The 17,366-nt window shown below is 62.9% G+C and carries 14 protein-coding genes; 6 read left to right on the top strand and 8 right to left on the bottom strand.

All coding sequences use genetic code 11. The features are described from left to right. From CKO25_RS06350 to rluD, 3 genes are read right to left on the bottom strand one after another with little or no spacing between them, the layout of a single operon-like run. Positions 1 to 522: a glycine cleavage system transcriptional repressor gene (locus CKO25_RS06350; RefSeq protein ID WP_200387071.1), complete on the bottom strand. Its 522-nt coding sequence runs from the start codon at positions 520 to 522 to the stop codon at positions 1 to 3. Further along, on the bottom strand, positions 515 to 1,315 hold the full coding sequence (pgeF, locus tag CKO25_RS06355; RefSeq protein ID WP_200387072.1) for a peptidoglycan editing factor PgeF: 801 nt from the start codon (positions 1,313 to 1,315) through the stop codon (positions 515 to 517). Before pgeF ends, CKO25_RS06350 begins: the two co-directional genes overlap by 8 nt. Next, positions 1,306 to 2,271 carry a 23S rRNA pseudouridine(1911/1915/1917) synthase RluD gene (gene rluD / locus CKO25_RS06360; protein WP_371829702.1) on the bottom strand — a complete coding sequence of 322 codons (966 nt, stop codon included), beginning with the start codon at positions 2,269 to 2,271 and terminating at the stop codon, positions 1,306 to 1,308. Before rluD ends, pgeF begins: the two co-directional genes overlap by 10 nt. Before the next feature lie 144 nt (positions 2,272 to 2,415). On the opposite strand from rluD, the gene CKO25_RS06365 reads away from it, so the two are divergent. Continuing rightward, on the top strand, positions 2,416 to 3,243 hold the full coding sequence (locus CKO25_RS06365; protein WP_200387073.1) for an outer membrane protein assembly factor BamD: 828 nt from the start codon (positions 2,416 to 2,418) through the stop codon (positions 3,241 to 3,243). Between the two features lie 134 nt (positions 3,244 to 3,377). On the opposite strand, the gene CKO25_RS06370 is transcribed toward CKO25_RS06365, so the two are convergent. From CKO25_RS06370 to sucC, 4 genes are all read right to left on the bottom strand, one after another. Continuing rightward, positions 3,378 to 3,716: a P-II family nitrogen regulator gene (locus tag CKO25_RS06370; protein WP_200387074.1), complete on the bottom strand. Its 339-nt coding sequence runs from the start codon at positions 3,714 to 3,716 to the stop codon at positions 3,378 to 3,380. 139 nt (positions 3,717 to 3,855) lie between these two features. After that, entirely contained in the window at positions 3,856 to 5,499 is a 1,644-nt protein-coding gene (locus CKO25_RS06375) for an NAD+ synthase (protein ID WP_200387075.1), read from the bottom strand. A 70-nt stretch (positions 5,500 to 5,569) separates the two neighbouring features. Beyond that, positions 5,570 to 6,442, bottom strand: a complete 873-nt coding sequence (sucD, locus tag CKO25_RS06380; RefSeq protein ID WP_200387076.1) for a succinate--CoA ligase subunit alpha — start codon at positions 6,440 to 6,442, stop codon at positions 5,570 to 5,572. Further along, positions 6,439 to 7,632 (bottom strand): ADP-forming succinate--CoA ligase subunit beta, encoded by a 1,194-nt coding sequence (gene sucC / locus CKO25_RS06385; RefSeq protein WP_200387077.1) that lies wholly within the window; start codon positions 7,630 to 7,632, stop codon positions 6,439 to 6,441. The genes sucD and sucC overlap by 4 nt, the downstream gene beginning before the upstream one ends. 181 nt (positions 7,633 to 7,813) lie before the next feature. Here sucC and CKO25_RS06390 point away from each other — a divergent pair, with 181 nt between their 5' ends. From CKO25_RS06390 to CKO25_RS06405, 4 genes are all read left to right on the top strand, one after another. Continuing rightward, positions 7,814 to 9,487 carry a sensor histidine kinase gene (locus CKO25_RS06390; RefSeq protein ID WP_242467451.1) on the top strand — a complete coding sequence of 558 codons (1,674 nt, stop codon included), beginning with the start codon at positions 7,814 to 7,816 and terminating at the stop codon, positions 9,485 to 9,487. Between the two features lie 214 nt (positions 9,488 to 9,701). Next, positions 9,702 to 11,075 (top strand): sigma-54-dependent transcriptional regulator, encoded by a 1,374-nt coding sequence (locus CKO25_RS06395; RefSeq protein WP_200387078.1) that lies wholly within the window; start codon positions 9,702 to 9,704, stop codon positions 11,073 to 11,075. Between the two features lie 39 nt (positions 11,076 to 11,114). After that, a complete protein-coding gene (argA, locus tag CKO25_RS06400) occupies positions 11,115 to 12,488 on the top strand; it encodes an amino-acid N-acetyltransferase (RefSeq protein WP_200387079.1) in 1,374 nt (457 codons plus the stop codon). Positions 12,489 to 12,677: 189 nt separating this feature from the next. Continuing rightward, positions 12,678 to 16,217 carry a mechanosensitive ion channel domain-containing protein gene (locus CKO25_RS06405; RefSeq protein WP_200387080.1) on the top strand — a complete coding sequence of 1,180 codons (3,540 nt, stop codon included), beginning with the start codon at positions 12,678 to 12,680 and terminating at the stop codon, positions 16,215 to 16,217. Here CKO25_RS06405 and CKO25_RS06410 read toward each other — a convergent pair. After that, positions 16,214 to 16,393: a PA3496 family putative envelope integrity protein gene (locus CKO25_RS06410; protein WP_200387081.1), complete on the bottom strand. Its 180-nt coding sequence runs from the start codon at positions 16,391 to 16,393 to the stop codon at positions 16,214 to 16,216. The two genes, CKO25_RS06405 and CKO25_RS06410, sit on opposite strands and share 4 nt — an antisense overlap. A gap of 301 nt (positions 16,394 to 16,694) precedes the next feature. Between CKO25_RS06410 and CKO25_RS06415 the strand changes: the two genes are divergently transcribed. Beyond that, positions 16,695 to 17,366: cytochrome b/b6 domain-containing protein (locus tag CKO25_RS06415; RefSeq protein ID WP_200387082.1), on the top strand; the 672-nt coding region annotated here is incomplete at its 3' end.

Genomic DNA, 17,366 nt, shown 5'->3' on the forward strand with positions numbered 1-17,366 from the left:
TCAACCAATTAGAAGATCGACCGAGGCAACGTCGACCGACACCCCATCATCGCTCAGCATGGCGAGCGCGGCGCGCACCGACTCGATGCTCCGCTCGCAAAAGCCTTGGATGCTCATGATGTAGAGGGGGCGTTCGGCATCACCCGCGACATCGGACTCGAGTTCCAGGACATGGAATCCCTGCGCGGCGAGGATGCCCGTGACATCCGCGACCAGACCCGCCCGATCAGCGCCAAAAACCCGGACTTGGAGATTGGGAAGCAGATGTTGGTGCAGTCCTCCAGGCGCGGGCTCGAGATGGATGCGCAGACCCAACTCCTCGGCGATCGGGCGCAATGCCGCGGTGAGATCCGCGCGACGCTCACCCCCACTCACCATCAGCATCATCGTGAAGCAACCGCCTAGGCGGATCATCGAGGCCTCACCGAGATTGCAGCCGTGCAGGTAGAGGGCGCGCGTGACCCGCGCAACGATTCCCGGACGGTCCGCACCGACCAAGGTCAACATGCTCCAATCAGGCATGACGCGTGCCTCCATCAGCGGCTGCGCCGTGCGGGTCGAGCCAGATCAAACTCGCCATCCGGCCGGTGACCCCGTCGCGCCGATATGAAAAAAAGGTTGCGGGGGCGGCCACCGTACAGTGACAACCACCATGGATCTCCCGCACTCCACAGCGGCGCAGACGCTGACGCGCGAGCGCGGGAAGATCAGCGAAGAAGCGCCCCGCCCGGCCGGGACGAAACGCCTCCGTCGCCTCCGGATCCTGTGTCACGAATTGCGCCCGGACCTCGGCCCCGACCTCGAATGCATCCGGGCCGATCGCGGGACCGAGCCAGGCAATGAGTCGTTCGGGACGACGCTTCCCGAGGGTCGCGCAAGCAGACTCCAGGATGCCCGCGGCGAGACCGCGCCACCCCACATGCACGGCCGCCACGCAGGTTCCAAGGTCGTCGCACAAGAGGACGGGCAAACAATCCGCGGTCAAGACGACACAGACCACCCCAGGGACACGGGTGTAGGCGCCATCCGCCTCGCACGTACCCCGAGGTGCCGTCGCGGGTTGAGGCTCCTGATGCGGGTGATCCACCTCAAGCAGCCGACAGCCATGGATCTGTGAGAGCCACAAGGGCTCGGATGGGAGATGCAGCCGCTCGCGGATCAAGGCGCGGTTGACGGCAACTCGTCCCGGCTCGTCCCCCACATGGGTCCCCAGATTCAGGCTCGCATAGGGCCCACGGCTCACGCCACCGCTGCGCGTCGTTGAAACCGCGATCACGCCCGGGGGGGCAGGCCAATCAGGCTCGATCAACTGCACGTGACGGACTCGTGTCGCAACAGACCGAGAAGATCCGCGAAATCCGCGGCCATCGGCACCTCCCAGGTCATCGTCGTCCCCAGCGTCGGATGCTCCAGGCCGAGGCGGATGGCATGGAGCGCTTGCCGTGGAAAGGTCTGCAGCGCCAACACCAGGGCCGGCGACGCCTGTTTCGGCGGTCGCGGTCGCCCTCCGTAAACCCGGTCTCCAACCAGGGGAAATTGGATCGATGTCAGATGGACGCGGATCTGATGCGTGCGTCCCGTCTCAAGCTCCACGGCCAGGAGTGTATGGCCCCTGAATCGTTCGAGCACACGATACCGGGTGGCCGCAAAGCGCCCGTCACGGACCACCGCCATGCGTGTGCGGTGGGTCGGATGACGCCCGATTGGTGCCTCGATGCGTCCGCCCGCGACTACCTCACCGATCGTCAGGGCACAATATTCCCGGTGCACGCGTCGCGCCTGCAACTGCGCAACCAGGGAACAATGAGCATGCAGCGTTTTGGCCACGACAAGCAACCCGGTCGTGTCGCGATCCAGGCGATGCACGATCCCCGCGCGTGGCACGCTCGCCAGGTTCGGGGCATGGTGGAGCAGGGCATTCTGGAGGGTTCCATCCGGATGGCCGGCTGCCGGATGGACGACGAGGCCAGCGGGTTTGTTGACGACCAGGATCTGCTCGTCTTCAAAGACCACATCGAGGGCAATCGACTCGGGGCGACAGTCTCCAATCGGCTCGATCCGGGCTTCTAACTCAATGACCTCGCCTGCCCAAACCTTATCGCGGCTCCGTCGCGGCGAGCCGTCGACCCGCACCTGACCCGACGCGATCCAGGCTTGCAGACGGCTACGCGAAATCTCTGGAATGCTCACCGCGAGGACGTGATCAAGCCGTCGTGCGGCAAGCCCGGGATCGACCCGAATCGCGCGGCGAAATCGCTCCGCGGCCGGCACGGCGGGGCAACCCAACCCGTCCGCGCCACTGAGGCGAGGATCGGTCACGTCACCATCCTTAGTCGGACGGGTCCGCAGACGCACGCGCGAGGCGTGCGACCTTCGGTTATACTCGCCAACGAATTCAACAGGTATCTCCGATTCATGAGCAGAACGTTATCACGACTCCCCGCGCTCGTGCTCGTCATCCTACTCAGCGGATGCGGGATCTTCGGCAAGGAGATCGATCTCACCGAAGGATGGAGCGCGGAACGACTCTACGCCGCGGCGTCCTCCGAGTTGGATTCGGGCAACTATCAAAGAGCGATCGAATACTACGAGAAGCTTGAGGCACGGTTTCCCTTTGGTCGCTACGCGATGCAATCACAGCTCGACATCGCCTATGCCCACTATCGTGCTGATGAACCGGAGGCCGCGATCGCCGCCGCCGACCGCTTCATCAAGCTCTATCCGCAAAATCCCTATGTTGATTACGCTTATTATCTCAAAGGTTTAGTGAATTATAATCGCAGCGTGGGATTTCTCGACCGCTATATCCCGACCGATCCCTCTCAACGCGATCCGGGATCAGCGCTCGATGCCTTTGTGGATTTTTCGATCCTCGTCGAACGCTTTCCGGACAGTCGCTATTCCGAGGATGCGCGACAGCGCATGCTCTATCTTCGCAACAATTTGGCCAAACACGAGGTCAATGTCGCCCGCTACTATATGCGGCGCGGGGCTTATGTCGCGGCAGCCAATCGCGCAACGTACGTGATTGAACGTTTTCAGCGCACGAGTGCGGTCGAGAGTGCGCTTGAAATCCTGGTCGATGCCTATCGTGCGCTCGACAAACCCGAGCTCGCCGCCGACGCCCAGCGCGTGCTCGACCTTAATCGCGAAGCCGGGCGTTTCATTGCCGATCAACCGCAGCCCGGGGATGTCAGTCTGGCACGGCGACTCTGGGATTACCTCAGCCTCGACGAAAATTGAGCGTCCGGCGCGGCCACTCTCCGTCAATGTCCCACGGCATGGGGCCTGCAATCTGTTGATTGAGCCTGTCAACCGCCCCCTCACCCCTGCCCTCACCCCTGACGGAGCCGGGGTGAGGGATCATGACAGCGGCCTCAGATCGCGGCTTCGTTCTCCTCGCCGGTGCGAATCCGCACCACATGCACCACATCGGAGACGAAAATCTTACCGTCGCCAATCTTGCCGGTGCGTGCGGCGGTCGTGATGGCGCTGATGCAGGCATCGACCTGGTCATCGCCGAGCACCAATTCGATCTTGACCTTGGGTAGGAAATCGACGACGTATTCGGCACCGCGATAGAGTTCCGTGTGACCCTTTTGGCGCCCGAACCCCTTGACCTCGATCGCCGTCATCCCGGTGATCCCCGCGGCCGAGAGCGCCTCGCGGACGTCGTCCAGCTTAAAGGGCTTGATGATTGCTTCAACCTTTTTCATGACGCTCTCCAGTATCAGAATCCGCCGACTTCGGCGCGTGAGTATAAAAGCCAGACCTCCCGATCAACAACAAAGCAGATCCCGCAGCCACTCGGCGCAGCGGGATCGGTGCCTGCGCGCGCAAGGGCGCGACGGGCGACTAGAATCCACTGGTGATCGGATAGCGACGATCGCGACCGAAAGCCCGGTTTGAAATCCGCACTCCCGGGGGGGCTTGACGTCGCTTGTATTCGTTACGATCCACCATGCGAGTCACCCGCCGCACGACCTCAACCGGAAAGCCGCGCGCGGCGATCTGCTCCACGCTCTCGTCCTCCTCGATGTAGAGGCGCAGGATCGGATCCAAAAGCTCATAGGGCGGCAAACTATCCTGATCCGTCTGATCCGGACGCAATTCCGCGGATGGCGCGCGGGTGAGTACGCGCTCGGGGATCACCGGCGCGCGGCGGTTGCGATAATGCGCCAACCGATAGACCAGCTGTTTCGGGACGTCCTTGATCGGTGCGAAACCACCGGCCATATCGCCGTAGAGGGTCGCGTAACCGACCGCCATTTCACTCTTATTTCCGGTGGTGAGGAGGATGCGGCCGGTCTTGTTACTCATCGCCATTAAGATGATCCCGCGACAGCGAGCCTGAATATTTTCCTCTGTGACATCCGCTGGATAACCCGCGAACGCCGGCTCAAGCATCGATAGGAAGGCGTTGAAGGCCGGCTCGATCCCGATGCACCGCGTCTTCACACCGAGCCGCTCGGCCTCTTCGAGCGCATCCTGATTGCTCATGTCAGAGGTGTAGCGCGACGGCATCAAGACGCCCTCGACCACATCAGCCCCGAGGGCATCGACGGCGATCGCCAGTGTCAGGGCCGAATCGATGCCCCCAGACAGACCCAGTACCGCGCCCTGGAAGCCGTTTTTGCGCACATAGTCGCGCACCCCCAGGACCAGCGCCTCATAGAGACTCGCCAAGTCCTCTTCCTCTGGCGCGTCCGCGGTGGACCCGGACGCGGCCAACGGCAATCCTTGATGCACATCCCCCGCCGCGGACGCGAGCAAGTCCTCGACCTCGAGGGTCAGCAGGTCCTCGGCAAACAGGGATGCGCGCGCCCTGATGTGGCCTCGGCTGTCGGTCGCGAAGGACCCCCCATCGAAGACCAACTCATCTTGCCCGCCAACGAGGTTGGCATAGACCACGCCAAGAGCCTGCTCACGGGCCCGCCGCGCGACCAGGTCCTCACGCAACAGCCGCTTCCCGGCATGGAAGGGCGAGGCATTGAGGCTGATCAGGAGCTGCGCGCCAGCCGCGGCGGCCTGCCGGGTCGGTTCCTCCTGCCAGATGTCCTCGCAGATGCTGAGGCCGATCTTGATGCCGAGATGATCAAGGACCAACGGCCCTGTTCCCGGTTGGAAATAGCGTTTCTCGTCGAACACACTGTAATTCGGTAAATGCTGTTTGGCATACTCGCCGAGCACCTGTCCATCACGCAGCACCCCAGCGACATTGTAGAGGCCGCCCACGGCGTTCAACGGGTAGCCCAGCACCAGGGTGACACCATGGCATTCGGCGCGAATCCGCGCCACGGCGCGCTCCACCCGCCGCGTCAGCTCAGGGCGCAGCAGCAGGTCTTCCGGCGGATAGCCCGTCAAGGTCAATTCGGGGAAGACAAGCAGATCGACCCGATCCTGGCGTGCCTGCGCCGCGGCGGCAATCACCCGCTCGGCATTGCCCGTCACATCCGCGACCAAGAGATTCAACTGCGCAACGCGAAGACGACATCCCACGGTGAATCCCTCTCGTCTCAACACTTCAGTCTTAAGGATCTCGGCTCGGCGAGCATGCGCCGTGATGGCATCAGGTTGCAAGCAGCTCCGCGAGCCGTCGTCCCATCTCCGCGGGGGAGCGGACGGTCGCCACGCCGGCTTGCTCCAACGCCGCGTACTTGCCCTCGGCGGTACCACGCCCACCGGTGACGATCGCGCCCGCATGCCCCATCCGCTTGCCCGCCGGCGCGGTGACGCCGGCGATGTAGGCGACGACGGGCTTGCTGATACGCTCACGAATCACCTCGGCTGCCGCCTCTTCGGCACCACCCCCGATCTCACCGACCAGAATGATGGCGTCGGTCTCCGCATCCGCCTCGAAACGGTCGAGACAGGCCACGAAGTCGATTCCATGCAGCGGGTCGCCGCCAATGCCGACACAGGTGCTCTGGCCAAGCCCGACTTGTGTCGTTTGCCAGACGGCTTCGTAGGTCAGGGTTCCCGATCGCGACACGATCCCCACCCGACCCGGACGATGGATCTCGCCTGGCATGATGCCGATTTTACAGCCCCCTGGCGTGATGATCCCGGGGCAGTTGGGGCCGATCAGCACTGTTGGACTCGTCGCTAGAGCCGCCTTCACCCGCAGCATGTCAAGCGTCGGGATGCCCTCGGTGATGCAGACGATGACCCGAATGCCCGCGTCCGCGGCCTCGAGTATGGCGTCGGCGGCATGCGCCGCCGGCACATAAATCATGGTGGCATCCGCACCGGTCGCGGCGACGGCTTGATGGACGGTATCGAAGACCGGGCGCTCGAGATGACGCTGCCCGCCTTTGCCGGGCGTGACCCCCCCCACGAGTTGGGTGCCATAGGCAATCGCTTGCGTGCTGTGAAAGGTGCCTTGACGACCCGTGAACCCTTGACAGATGACCCGTGTTTCCCGATCGACCAAGATGCTCATGATGGACCCCCATCAACCGTCGCGGATGCCGCCGCGGCCGCCGCGACGACACGCCGTGCCGCCTCGTCGAGACTCGCCACCGTCTCGAGGGCCAATCCGCTCTCGGCGAGCATGCTCAGCCCTTCACGCGCGTTCGTGCCCTCCAAGCGCACGACCAAAGGGACCGCGACCCTGGCCTCGCGCACAGCCTCGATGAGCCCCTCGGCTATCAGGTCACAGCGGACGATGCCGCCAAAGATATTGACGAGCACCGCCCGCACCTGCCGCTCGGAGAGGATTAGTTTGAAGGCCTCGGTCACCCGTGCCGCGGTGGTTCCACCGCCGACATCGAGGAAGTTCGCCGGTGCGCCGCCGTGCCATTTCACGAGATCCATGGTGGCCATGGCCAGACCAGCCCCATTGACCATACAGCCAATATTGCCCGTGAGCGCAATGTAGTTCAGACCATGCTGCTGCGCGGCCAGCTCGCGTGGATCCTCTTGGCTCGGATCCTGGTGCAGACGTCGCTCCGGGTGGCGATAGAGCGCATTGTCGTCGAGCGTGATCTTGGCATCCAAGGCAATCAGGGCCCCGGCCTCCGTGACCACGAGAGGGTTGATCTCGATCAGGCTGGCATCGGTGTCGATCAAGAGCCGATAGAGACTCGCCAGCAACTGTCCCAAAGCCGTCCGTTGATCCTGGTTCAGACCCAGCTCGAAACCAAGTCGGCGCACCTGGTAGGGCTGCAACCCGACGGCAGGGTGGAGCCGCACCCGCACCAAACGCTCCGGATTCTCAGCGGCGGTGCGCTCGATGTCCACGCCGCCAGCGGCCGAACCGACGAAGAGCAGCCGTTCGGTCTCGCGCTCGAGCAGGAGCCCCAAATAGAACTCGCGGGCGATCGCGATGGGGCGTTCGATCAGCACCCAGTCGACCGGTCGCCCCTCTGCCGTTGTCTGCGCCGTCACCAAACGCTGACCCAAGAGACGCCGGGCCGCGGCCTCGACTGCGGCTGGGGTCTCGGCCATGACCACGCCTCCAGCCTTCCCGCGCCCCCCGGCATGGATCTGCGCCTTAACCAACCAGCGTTCACCACCCAGTTGGCGGCAGGCATCGGTAGCCGCCTCCACGCTGCGCACCGCACGCCCATCCGGAACCGGGATGCCATACTCCCGGAAGAGGCCTTTCGCCTGGTATTCGTGTAGATTCATGATCTGCCTGCCATGACGCCAGTACCGAACCCTCGAGGTCGCGTGCCCCTGCTTGGCCGCAACCTCGACATTCTGGTCTAATCGGCCAATGGTTGGCAAAGGTGCGTCACATGTCCATGATCGCGTATGCCGTTTGCGAGTGCGCCAAGAGCGTGGCACGACACCGCATCGCAGGCTTCGAATGACAATGAATCATGCGCCCGAGCGCCAAGGTCCGCTGATGCAACAGGCGCCTTCGCGTCATGGCAACCCTTCCCGGCCAGCGGCTCTTCATCCGACCTGGTCGGCACTGCGTTGGTTGTTCCTCTTCAGGCTCGTCCTGCTCGGCGGGCTGCTCCTGCTCTTCTCGCCACTCGTCAATGAAGTCTTCACCGAGACGGTCGATCTCCCGCTGGCATGGCTGATCCTGGCGGTCTATGGCGTGCTCGTCCTGCTCAGTGGCATCGCACTCGCCGCGCGTCGCCCTGGGCGCGCGAGTCAGGTTCACCTCGCGATCTATCTCGACATCATCGCCTTCACCTTGCTGATGTTCGCCAGTGGCGGCATCACCAGCGGTTTGGGACTGCTGATCGGCGTGACGATTGCTGCCGGCGCGCTCATGATGGAGGGTCGCCTCGCCTTGCTGTTCGCCGCCCTGGCCACGCTCGCGGTGCTCACCGCGGAGATGTACGCCAATCTCCATGGCGGCGGAGCGGCAACGGGCTACACTCAAGCGGGTTTGCTCGGCGTCCTCTTTTTCACCGTTGCCTTGCTGGCGCACATTCTTTACCGTCGTGTGCGGGCGGCCGAGGCTACGGTCGCTCGGCATAGCGTCGACCTGGCCAATCTCACCACCCTCAACGCCTATGTCATCGAGCATCTCGACATGGGCGTGTTGGTGGTCGATGGCGAACGGCGCATTCGTCTCGCCAACAAAGCAGCCTTGGTGCTGCTGAATCAGACGAAGGCTCGGCCGGGGCGCCCGCTCGCACAGATGTCACCATCACTACACGCTTGGTTTACACAGCAGTTGCCCATCGTGCAGCAGGATCGCACGACGGTGCGCCATGGCGCGCGGACCTTGCGCGTCAGCATGAAACTGCTTGGCGAGACACCTGCGTCCGGAGCACTCATCTACCTGCAGGACACCCAAGAGGTCGACCGCATCGCTCAACAGATCAAACTGGCTGCGCTCGGCACCCTGACCGCGAGCATCGCCCACAACATCCGCAATCCGCTGAGTGCCATTACGCACGCGAGTCAATTGTTTGCCGAGGACAAACAGCTTTCGGAGGAAGATCGGCACCTGCTGGACATCATTCGACGCAACAGCGCACGCATCGACGAGACCGTGCGCAGTGTCCTGCAACTCTCCAGTCGCAACCAGATTGACCCCGCGCCCATCGACCTCGCAAGCTGGCTGAGCGATCTGGTCGAGGAGTTTCGCGAGACCCACCGACTGGCGGAAAACCGTTGTACACTCACGATCGAGGTACGACCCGAATGGGTCGAGGTCGATGCACGGCATCTCCAGCAGATCCTCGCCAATCTCTGCGAAAATGCCCTCGTTCACGGCGACACCGAGGACCAACCCGCACGGATTCAGATTCGGCTCACACAGACCGACGATGCTCAGCACCCTCTCCCGGTGATCGAAGTCAGCGATGAGGGCCCGGGCATCGACGAGGCCATCGTGCAGGACATCTTCAATCCCTTCTTCACAACCAAATCGACCGGCACGGGCCTTGGACTCTACATCGCGCGCGAGTTGGCCGAAACCAACGGAATCGGCCTGAGCCACGAGCCTGCCAAACCCCATGGCAGCCGTTTCAGACTGGTATTCGGCGCCCGCTTGAATCCGGCCCCCACCCATTGAACATGATCATTCCGCGCCATCGAAGACCCGGCAGCGTGGTGGCCGCACGCGGTGATCGGCACCCGGGTTCAACGCCTCATGCGTGCCAACGTCCGCCGCGCGCTCCGTGCCGTTGCCCGCTCGTCGTGAACGCCGGGAACGCATTGAGAACGGTGCCCGTGAGACGCCTGACAAGGTGTTGCCGCGCGTCGCTCCCGCAGACGGAGTCAGGGTCATGACCAAGGCGCGTGCACTCGTCGTCGATGATGAGCGTGACATCCTCGATCTGTTGTCGATGACCCTCGGGCGCATGGACATCCAGGTCTCCACGGCAGACAACCTCACCAAGGCCAAACAACTCGTCGAGACAGACCGTTTCGATCTGTGCCTGACCGACATGAGCCTCCCTGATGGCAATGGTGTCGACTTGATTCGCTTCATCGCGGCGCAACGACCACAGCTGCCGGTGGCCATGATCACCGCACACGGCAACATGGAGTCAGCGGTTGCCGCGATGAAGGCCGGAGCCTTCGATTTCGTCGCCAAGCCGGTCGATCTCAAACAGCTCCGCCTGATCGTCGAGGCCGCGCTGCGCTTGCGCGGCATCGCCCAAGCGGCCGCGGATGATGACCTGGCCTCTGCTCATCTTACTGGGACTGGGACCACGTTGATCGGGGCCTCCACGATCATGCAGCAGATTCGCCGCTTGATCCTGAAACTCGCCCGCAATCAGGCGCCCGTCTTCATCACCGGGGAGAGTGGGACCGGCAAGGAGTTGGCCGCGCGCATGATCCACGCACAAGGGCCACGCAGCGCGTTTCCCTTCGTCGCCGTCAACTGTGGTGCGATTCCTCAGGATCTGGTCGAAAGCGAACTCTTTGGCCACAAGAAGGGCAGCTTCACCGGCGCGGTGAGTGACAAAGACGGTCTGTTCCAAGCCGCCTGCGGGGGCACCCTGTTTCTCGACGAGGTCGCCGAGTTGCCGTTGGCGACGCAAGTCAAACTCTTGCGCGCCATTCAAGAAAAAACCGTGCGTCCGGTCGGCGCCCAGCAAGAAACGTCGGTGAATGTACGCATCATCAGCGCCAGTCATCGCGACCTCGCACTGGCGGTCGACAAGGGGACGTTCCGCCAAGACCTGTTCTACCGCATCAATGTCATCGAACTGCGCATGCCCGCCCTGCGCGAACACCCTGAGGATATCCCCTTGTTTGCCGAGCGCATCCTCGCGCGGCTGGCACCGGATCCAGACCATGTGCCGCAATGGCGGCTCACGACCGCCGCGCGGCAAGCCTTGATGGATTACGATTTTCCCGGCAATGTCCGGGAGCTTGAAAATATCCTTGAGCGCGCGACCGCCCTCTGTGAAGAAACGGCCATTGGGGTCGAAGACCTCTATCTGCCCGTGACCGCCCCCCCGGCGACGTCACCTCCTGACGACGATCCGCAGGAGACGGTTCCGCTTGAGGACTATTTGGGCGAGATCGAGCGCAAGGTCATCCTCGATGCCCTTGAGAAGACTCATTGGAACCGGACCGCGGCCGCTAAACAGCTTGGTATGACGTTGCGGTCATTGCGTTATCGTCTCGCAAAACTCGGCATCGAATAGAGCAACGGCAACAGTAAGCGCGTGCTGCGCGACCCATCCATGACCTCACATCCGCGTTCCCCATCCACCACGGCACAGGAGGCTACTGCCCCGCGCGATCCCTTCGTCGATTGGATCCGCCTGGCGACGCCGTATATCCACGCACACCGTGGTCGAACCTTCGTCATCGCCTTCGGGGGCGAGGCCGTCGCCGACCCCGAATTCCCGGAGCTGGTCCATGATGTTGCGCTCCTGCATGGGCTCGGGATCCGTCTCGTCCTGGTGCATGGAGCGCGTCCCCAGATCGAGACCCGCCTCGCCGCACGCGGCGCGCAACTGCGTTACGTCAACGGCCTGCGGGTTACGGACCGCACCGCCTTAGCCTGTGTGAAAGAAGCCGCGGGCGTGGTTCGGGTCGAGATTGAGGCACTCCTCTCGCTCGGATTAGCCAACTCCCCCATGGCAGGGGTGCGCATCCCGGTCGTCTCCGGAAATTTCATCACGGCGCGGCCTCTGGGCGTGCTCGACGGGGTCGACTACGCGCATACTGGCGCCGTACGGCGTGTCGACCGCCCAATGCTCCGGGCCGTCCTCGACCAGGGCGCCGTCGCCCTCATGCCACCGCTCGGCTACTCACCGACGGGCGAGGTCTTCAACCTCAGCGCGGCCGACGTCGCCCGCAGTGCCGCGGTCGCCCTCGGCGCCGAGAAACTGATCTTCCTCGTCGAACAACCGCTGACGGTTGCCAAACCCGATGCTGGTGAACCGGCGCTACTGGGCTCGAACCTCTTAGTCCGGGATGTCGAAGCACAACTCGCAAACACCATCGGTATCAGCGAGGAACTCGCCCAGTGTCTGCGCGCCGGTGCCGAGGCCTGCCGCAACGGCATCCGCCGCGTGCACTTGGTGCCCAGACAACGCAGTGGGGCATTGCTGCGAGAACTCTTCACGCCCGACGGAAGCGGGACTCTGATCTCGTCGGAACCCTACGAGGATCTGCGCCCAGCACGCATCGACGACGTCACCGGTATCCTCGAGTTACTGCATCCGCTCGAACAGCATGGCATTTTGGTGCGGCGTTCCCGCGAGCGTTTGGAGACGGAGATCGACCGCTTCGTCCTCACCGAACGCGATGGCCTGATCACCGCCTGCGCGGCACTCTATCCCGACCCGAGCGAGGGAATGGCCGAGTTGGCTTGCCTGGCCGTGCATCCTGATTATCGTGCGGGTGGCCGCGGTGACCGGCTGCTTGCGCACATGGAGGACGTCGCTCGAACGATGGGGATCGCCCGCTTGTTCGTCCTCACGACGCAAACCGCGCACTGGTTCCGCGAGCGCGGTTTCGAACCGGCATCGATCGACGCCTTACCCATGCAACGGCAAACGCTCTACAACTTTCAGCGCAATTCCAAGGTCTTTATCAAGACGATCTGATCGGGATGACTCGCGCGCTGGGATGGAGGTCGAGACGGAGACGGCCGAGCCGTTGCGACGCGTGCCGCACCAACAGCGCCAGTGGGAGTCTCCCGAACCAAGACAGCACAACCCGATCGCCCTGGCGGTTCCCAATTGGATGTTCGCGAGCCTCCTGTCCTCTCGCTCTCTGACCATGATGCTATCACCATGTCGCCCCAACGCTCATTCTTATACGTTCAGCAGTCTGTTGCGCCTGATGTGACACCCAACTGGCGTCTCATCCTTGGACTCCTCATGCTCCTGACCGCGCCATTGTCGCCGGCGCAGGATGCCAGTGAGTCCATCGCGCCCGGTGCCGAAGAACGCGACACCACCCTGACCATGGTGCCGCAAATTCAGGCCAAATTAGCCGAGGTGAGTGCCGACCCGACGCTCGATGAGGCGAGCCAAACCGCCCTGATCGAACAATATCGACAAGCCTTGGCAAACATCGAGATCGCTAGGACCTTCAACGGCAAGACCGCTGAGCTTGCCCACACCCTGACGAGTGCGCCCGCCGAGACCCGCGCGATCCTGGAGCGGCTCGAGCAGCGGCGCGAATCTCCAGCGGACGTCGCCGCCGCCATCCCGGATGACCTCGCTCCCGATGACCTCAACAACCGTCTAAGCACGGTCTCCGCGGATGCCGCGATCGAGGAGACGCGCGCCGCCGCACTCGATGCGCTCATTGAGAACAGCATGCGCCGACCCGGCGAGATCCGGACACGCCTGGCGGAGCTGAAGATCGCGAGCGAACAGACCGAGAACGATTTGCGCCAACCGCCGGCGCCCGGGACGCAAGCCGACCCGATCGAGGCACGCCGCTGGGTGCTCGAAAGTCGCCGCTCCGCCATCGCGGCCGAGACCCGCATGCTCGAGCAAGAGTTGCTCAGTCAACAGGCACGCGAGGCCTTGCATCGCGCGCAACGCGATGAAGCGCGTCAGAGCTGGGAGCTGTTACGCGCACAACAACAACGGCTCGAAGACCTCCAAGGACAACGGCGGCGCGCCGAAGCGGAGACGGCGCAACGTGAATCCGAACAGGCACAACGTGACGCGACCGGCAAGCATGCGTTGGTCCAGGCCGCCACCAAGGAAAACGCCGAGATCTCGGCTTCGACGCGTGACCTGACCGAACGGCTCGAAATCCTCGATACCCAGAGCGAGGAACTCGAGACCCTCACCAAACGAATTGATGCGGATTTCAAGTCCTCGCAACAGCGCGTGGAAGCCGCTGGAATCAGCCGGGCACTCGGCCAGGTCCTCGTCGAACGGCGCGAGCAGCTCCCGGATCTCCGCTCGTATCGCCGCGCGATCCAGGCAAATGAAGACGAGATCGCGGAGATCACCCTGCGCCTGATCCGTTATCGCGAGGATCAACGGCGCCTCGGCGACCTTGACGCCTATGTCAATGACCTGGTCGCGCAAGACAAAGACACCGACCAATCCAACGAGGAACTGCGCACGCAACTGCGCGAGACGCTCCAACAGCGACTGCGACTGATCGACCAAGCGCTCGTCGTCGGAGAAGAGTCGGTGCGCCAGTTGGGTGAACTCAACTACAGCGCCGATCAGTTGATTCGGATCGTCGAGAGCTACGAGGACTTTCTTGCCAGTAGCCTCCTCTGGGTGCGCAGCGCTCTTCCGGTCAGCATGGCGACCCTCGCCAGCCTCCCGGCGGCGACGGCCTGGCTCCTCGACCATCGTCACGGCGTCGAAACGATCTCCGTCCTGCTTTACCAATTGCAGCATGCACCACTCTTGTGGCTGGCACTCGCGGTCATCCTGATGTTGGTCTGGAAGCTCCCCGCCCTGTTAGCAGCGATCCGTGCGACCGCGGAACCCTTACGGCGAATCCGCACGGACAGTCTCGGCCATACTCTCCGTGCGATCGGACTCACACTGTTGTTTGCCGCGCCGCTCCCGTTGCTGATTCTCGTCCTTGGCATCAATCTCTCGGGGTCGACCCAGGCGACGACCTTCACGCGGGCACTGGGCGTGGGGCTGATCGCGATTTCGTTCGGACTCTTCTATGTGCGGACCTTCCGATCGCTCTGTATCCGCGGGGGCGTCGCCGAGCGCCATTTTCGCTGGAGCCAAGCAACCCAAGCACGGGTTCGGCGTGAGTTCGACTGGATCAGTGTCTATCTGCTGCCGGTCGCACTGACCGCCATCGTCGTCTATCGGGACAGTGACCCCGACGTCACCAACAGTCTCGGACGGCTCGCGCTGGTCGCAACCATGATTGGTTTTTCAGTCTTCTTCGCGCGCTTGCTCAGCCCGAAGACCGGAGTCTTCCAGCAGTTGCTCGCCAACTACCCGAACGGCTGGCTGAATCGACTGCGCTACTTGTGGTTTCCGCTCGTCGTCACCGCGCCACTCTCGCTCGCCCTGCTCGCGCTCCTGGGCTACACCTACACCGCCGGGATCTTGTTCGAATCCCTCGTACAACAGACCTGGTTGGCACTCGGTTTGATCGTCCTGCATCAGGTCATCGTGCGTTGGTTGATCATCATCCGTCGTCGCCTTGCCCTGCAGGCCGCGATCGATCGTGCCACCACGCGGCGCGTACAAACCGAAGCGGAACGGACGGCCACGCCTTCAGCCAACTCACCGACCCAGGTCGAGGAGCCCGAACCGGATCTCGCGGCGCTCGACGAGCAGACCAGACGACTCCTCAATGCCTCGATCTTCTTCCTCGGCGTCCTTGGCGTCTGGTTAACCTGGTCCAATGTCCTCCCGGCGCTCTCGGCTCTCGAACACTTTGAACTCTGGCATTACAGCGCCTTGATCGAGGGTAGCGAACAAATGGTGCCCGTGACGGCTGCTGATCTCGGCTTGGTGTTGGTCATCGTCATGGCCGCCGTGATCGCCGCCAAAAACCTCCCAGCCCTGATCGAGATCCTCTTGCTGCAAACGAACTCGGTGTCCGCGGGGAGCCGTTATGCCATCAAAACGCTCGCGAGCTACAGCATCACCGTGGTCGCATTCCTGACGGCCTTCAGCACCCTGGGATTGAACTGGGGCCAGGTCCAATGGTTGGTCGCGGCCTTAAGCGTTGGGATCGGGTTCGGTCTCCAGGAAATCGTCGCGAACTTCATCAGCGGCATCATCATCCTATTTGAACGGCCCGTGCGCGTCGGAGACATCGTCACGATCGGCGACACCACCGGGGTCGTGACCAACATTCAGATCCGCGCCACCACCATCCGCAACTGGGACAAGCAAGAACTGCTGGTTCCAAACAAGGAGTTCATCACGGGGCGTCTGTTAAACTGGAGCCTGACCGATCAGCAGAATCGCATCACCATCCCCATCGGAATCGAGTACGGAAGCGACACCCGCAAGGCCCTAGCGATCCTCTCCGAGATCGCCGAGCACCATGAGCGGGTGCTCAGCGATCCCGCACCCTTAATCAGCTTCGAGGGATTTGGCGACAATGCCCTCACGATCGCGCTGCGTTGCTATCTTGATTCGCTCGACGGACGCATGGGCGTCATCACCGAACTCAACCAACAGATCTACGACCGCTTCCGCGCCGAGAGAATCGGCATGGCCTTCCCGCAACGTGATGTCCATCTCGACCAACGCAAACCGCTCGACATCCGTCTCCTGCAGGATGCGCCATCGTTCGACGAACCAGTGGGCCCGACACGGAAGCGGGAGCCAGGCGCTGAGCTGACCGGCACGGTAACAACACAGAGCTAGTTCAAATCATCGAAGTCCGGATCATCGAGCAGTTCGCGCAGCCGCTTCAGTTCGCGCATGTGCTCGATCCGGCGACGCACCAGCAAATCAGACGATGCGCTCCGTGTCTCGCCACCCACGATCGGCGGAACGCGCTCATTGGTTTCGTCCCCATACAGGCTCTCGTTGTCCAACATCTCCCACAACCTCGGGTCAGGCAATCATGGATCTGCGCCGCGTGTTTACCCAAAGAAGGTCGAAAGCAACAGTCAGATTTGTCAATCATCAGAATCGACAGATGCAATGATTTGGGCGCGGCGTCTGTATTGCTGGCAACACCGCTTCCGCTGCCTTAGCCAGACCGGCGTCTTGTTCCGCCGGCTGTTGGAATCCGCGCAACGAACCGCCTATAGTTCGCGTGGATCCGCTCCTTCACAACGGATGGACAGGGGTCGGCCTTGCCCCAACTCAGACCTTGCCACACTAGGAGACTGCCCGATGGATCATCGCCGAATTTTGGTATGGGATCTCCCCACCCGCCTCTTTCACTGGCTCCTGGCCGTGCTCATCGCCGCGGCCTTCGTGACCGGCTTGCAAGGCGGCCAGCTCATGGTCTGGCATGGCCGGATCGGCCTGTGGATCCTCGGATTGCTGGCGTTCCGTCTCGCGTGGGGACTCTTCGGTTCGACCTATGCGCGCTTCAGCCAATTCGTGCGCGGACCGCGGGCGATTCTCGACTATCTGCGCGGTCGCTGGCAGGGCGTTGGGCACAGCCCACTCGCCGCCCTGTCCGTGCTGGCCCTCCTGATCGTCGTGAGTTTTCAAGTCATCAGTGGCCTCTTCACCAACGATGACATCGCCTTCCGTGGACCGCTCTACACCCTGGTGACCAAGAGTACGAGTGACTGGCTCACCGGACTGCACCGTCAGAATATCTGGCTGATCGGAGCACTCATCGCTCTGCACATTGTCGCGGTGCTCTTCTACACCTTTTGGCGTCGCGACAACTTGATCCTGCCGATGATTCACGGACGCAAGGTGGTCACGCTGGCCACGGCGAGGAGTGCCGTCGGTGGTGGTTGGATCGCCTTCGCCGCGGCACTCGCCGTCGCCATCGCCGCGATCTGGATCGGTGACGGCGGTCTGCTGCCGCCCCCACCACCGCCCCCA

The sequence above is a fragment of the Thiocapsa imhoffii genome, from assembly GCF_016583985.1.
GTDB lineage: Bacteria > Pseudomonadota > Gammaproteobacteria > Chromatiales > Chromatiaceae > Thiocapsa > Thiocapsa imhoffii.

What these genes read in the sequence shown, in the direction of transcription:
- sucC (WP_200387077.1), bottom strand. Translation starts at nt 7,632, where the DNA reads ATGAATCTACACGAATACCAGGCGAAAGGCCTCTTCCGGGAGTATGGC.
- CKO25_RS06365 (WP_200387073.1), top strand. Translation starts at nt 2,416, where the DNA reads ATGAGCAGAACGTTATCACGACTCCCCGCGCTCGTGCTCGTCATCCTA.
- CKO25_RS06390 (WP_242467451.1), top strand. Translation starts at nt 7,814, where the DNA reads ATGACAATGAATCATGCGCCCGAGCGCCAAGGTCCGCTGATGCAACAG.
- CKO25_RS06370 (WP_200387074.1), bottom strand. Translation starts at nt 3,716, where the DNA reads ATGAAAAAGGTTGAAGCAATCATCAAGCCCTTTAAGCTGGACGACGTC.
- CKO25_RS06410 (WP_200387081.1), bottom strand. Translation starts at nt 16,393, where the DNA reads ATGTTGGACAACGAGAGCCTGTATGGGGACGAAACCAATGAGCGCGTT.
- CKO25_RS06350 (WP_200387071.1), bottom strand. Translation starts at nt 522, where the DNA reads ATGCCTGATTGGAGCATGTTGACCTTGGTCGGTGCGGACCGTCCGGGA.
- CKO25_RS06405 (WP_200387080.1), top strand. Translation starts at nt 12,678, where the DNA reads ATGTCGCCCCAACGCTCATTCTTATACGTTCAGCAGTCTGTTGCGCCT.
- sucD (WP_200387076.1), bottom strand. Translation starts at nt 6,442, where the DNA reads ATGAGCATCTTGGTCGATCGGGAAACACGGGTCATCTGTCAAGGGTTC.
- argA (WP_200387079.1), top strand. Translation starts at nt 11,115, where the DNA reads ATGACCTCACATCCGCGTTCCCCATCCACCACGGCACAGGAGGCTACT.
- CKO25_RS06395 (WP_200387078.1), top strand. Translation starts at nt 9,702, where the DNA reads ATGACCAAGGCGCGTGCACTCGTCGTCGATGATGAGCGTGACATCCTC.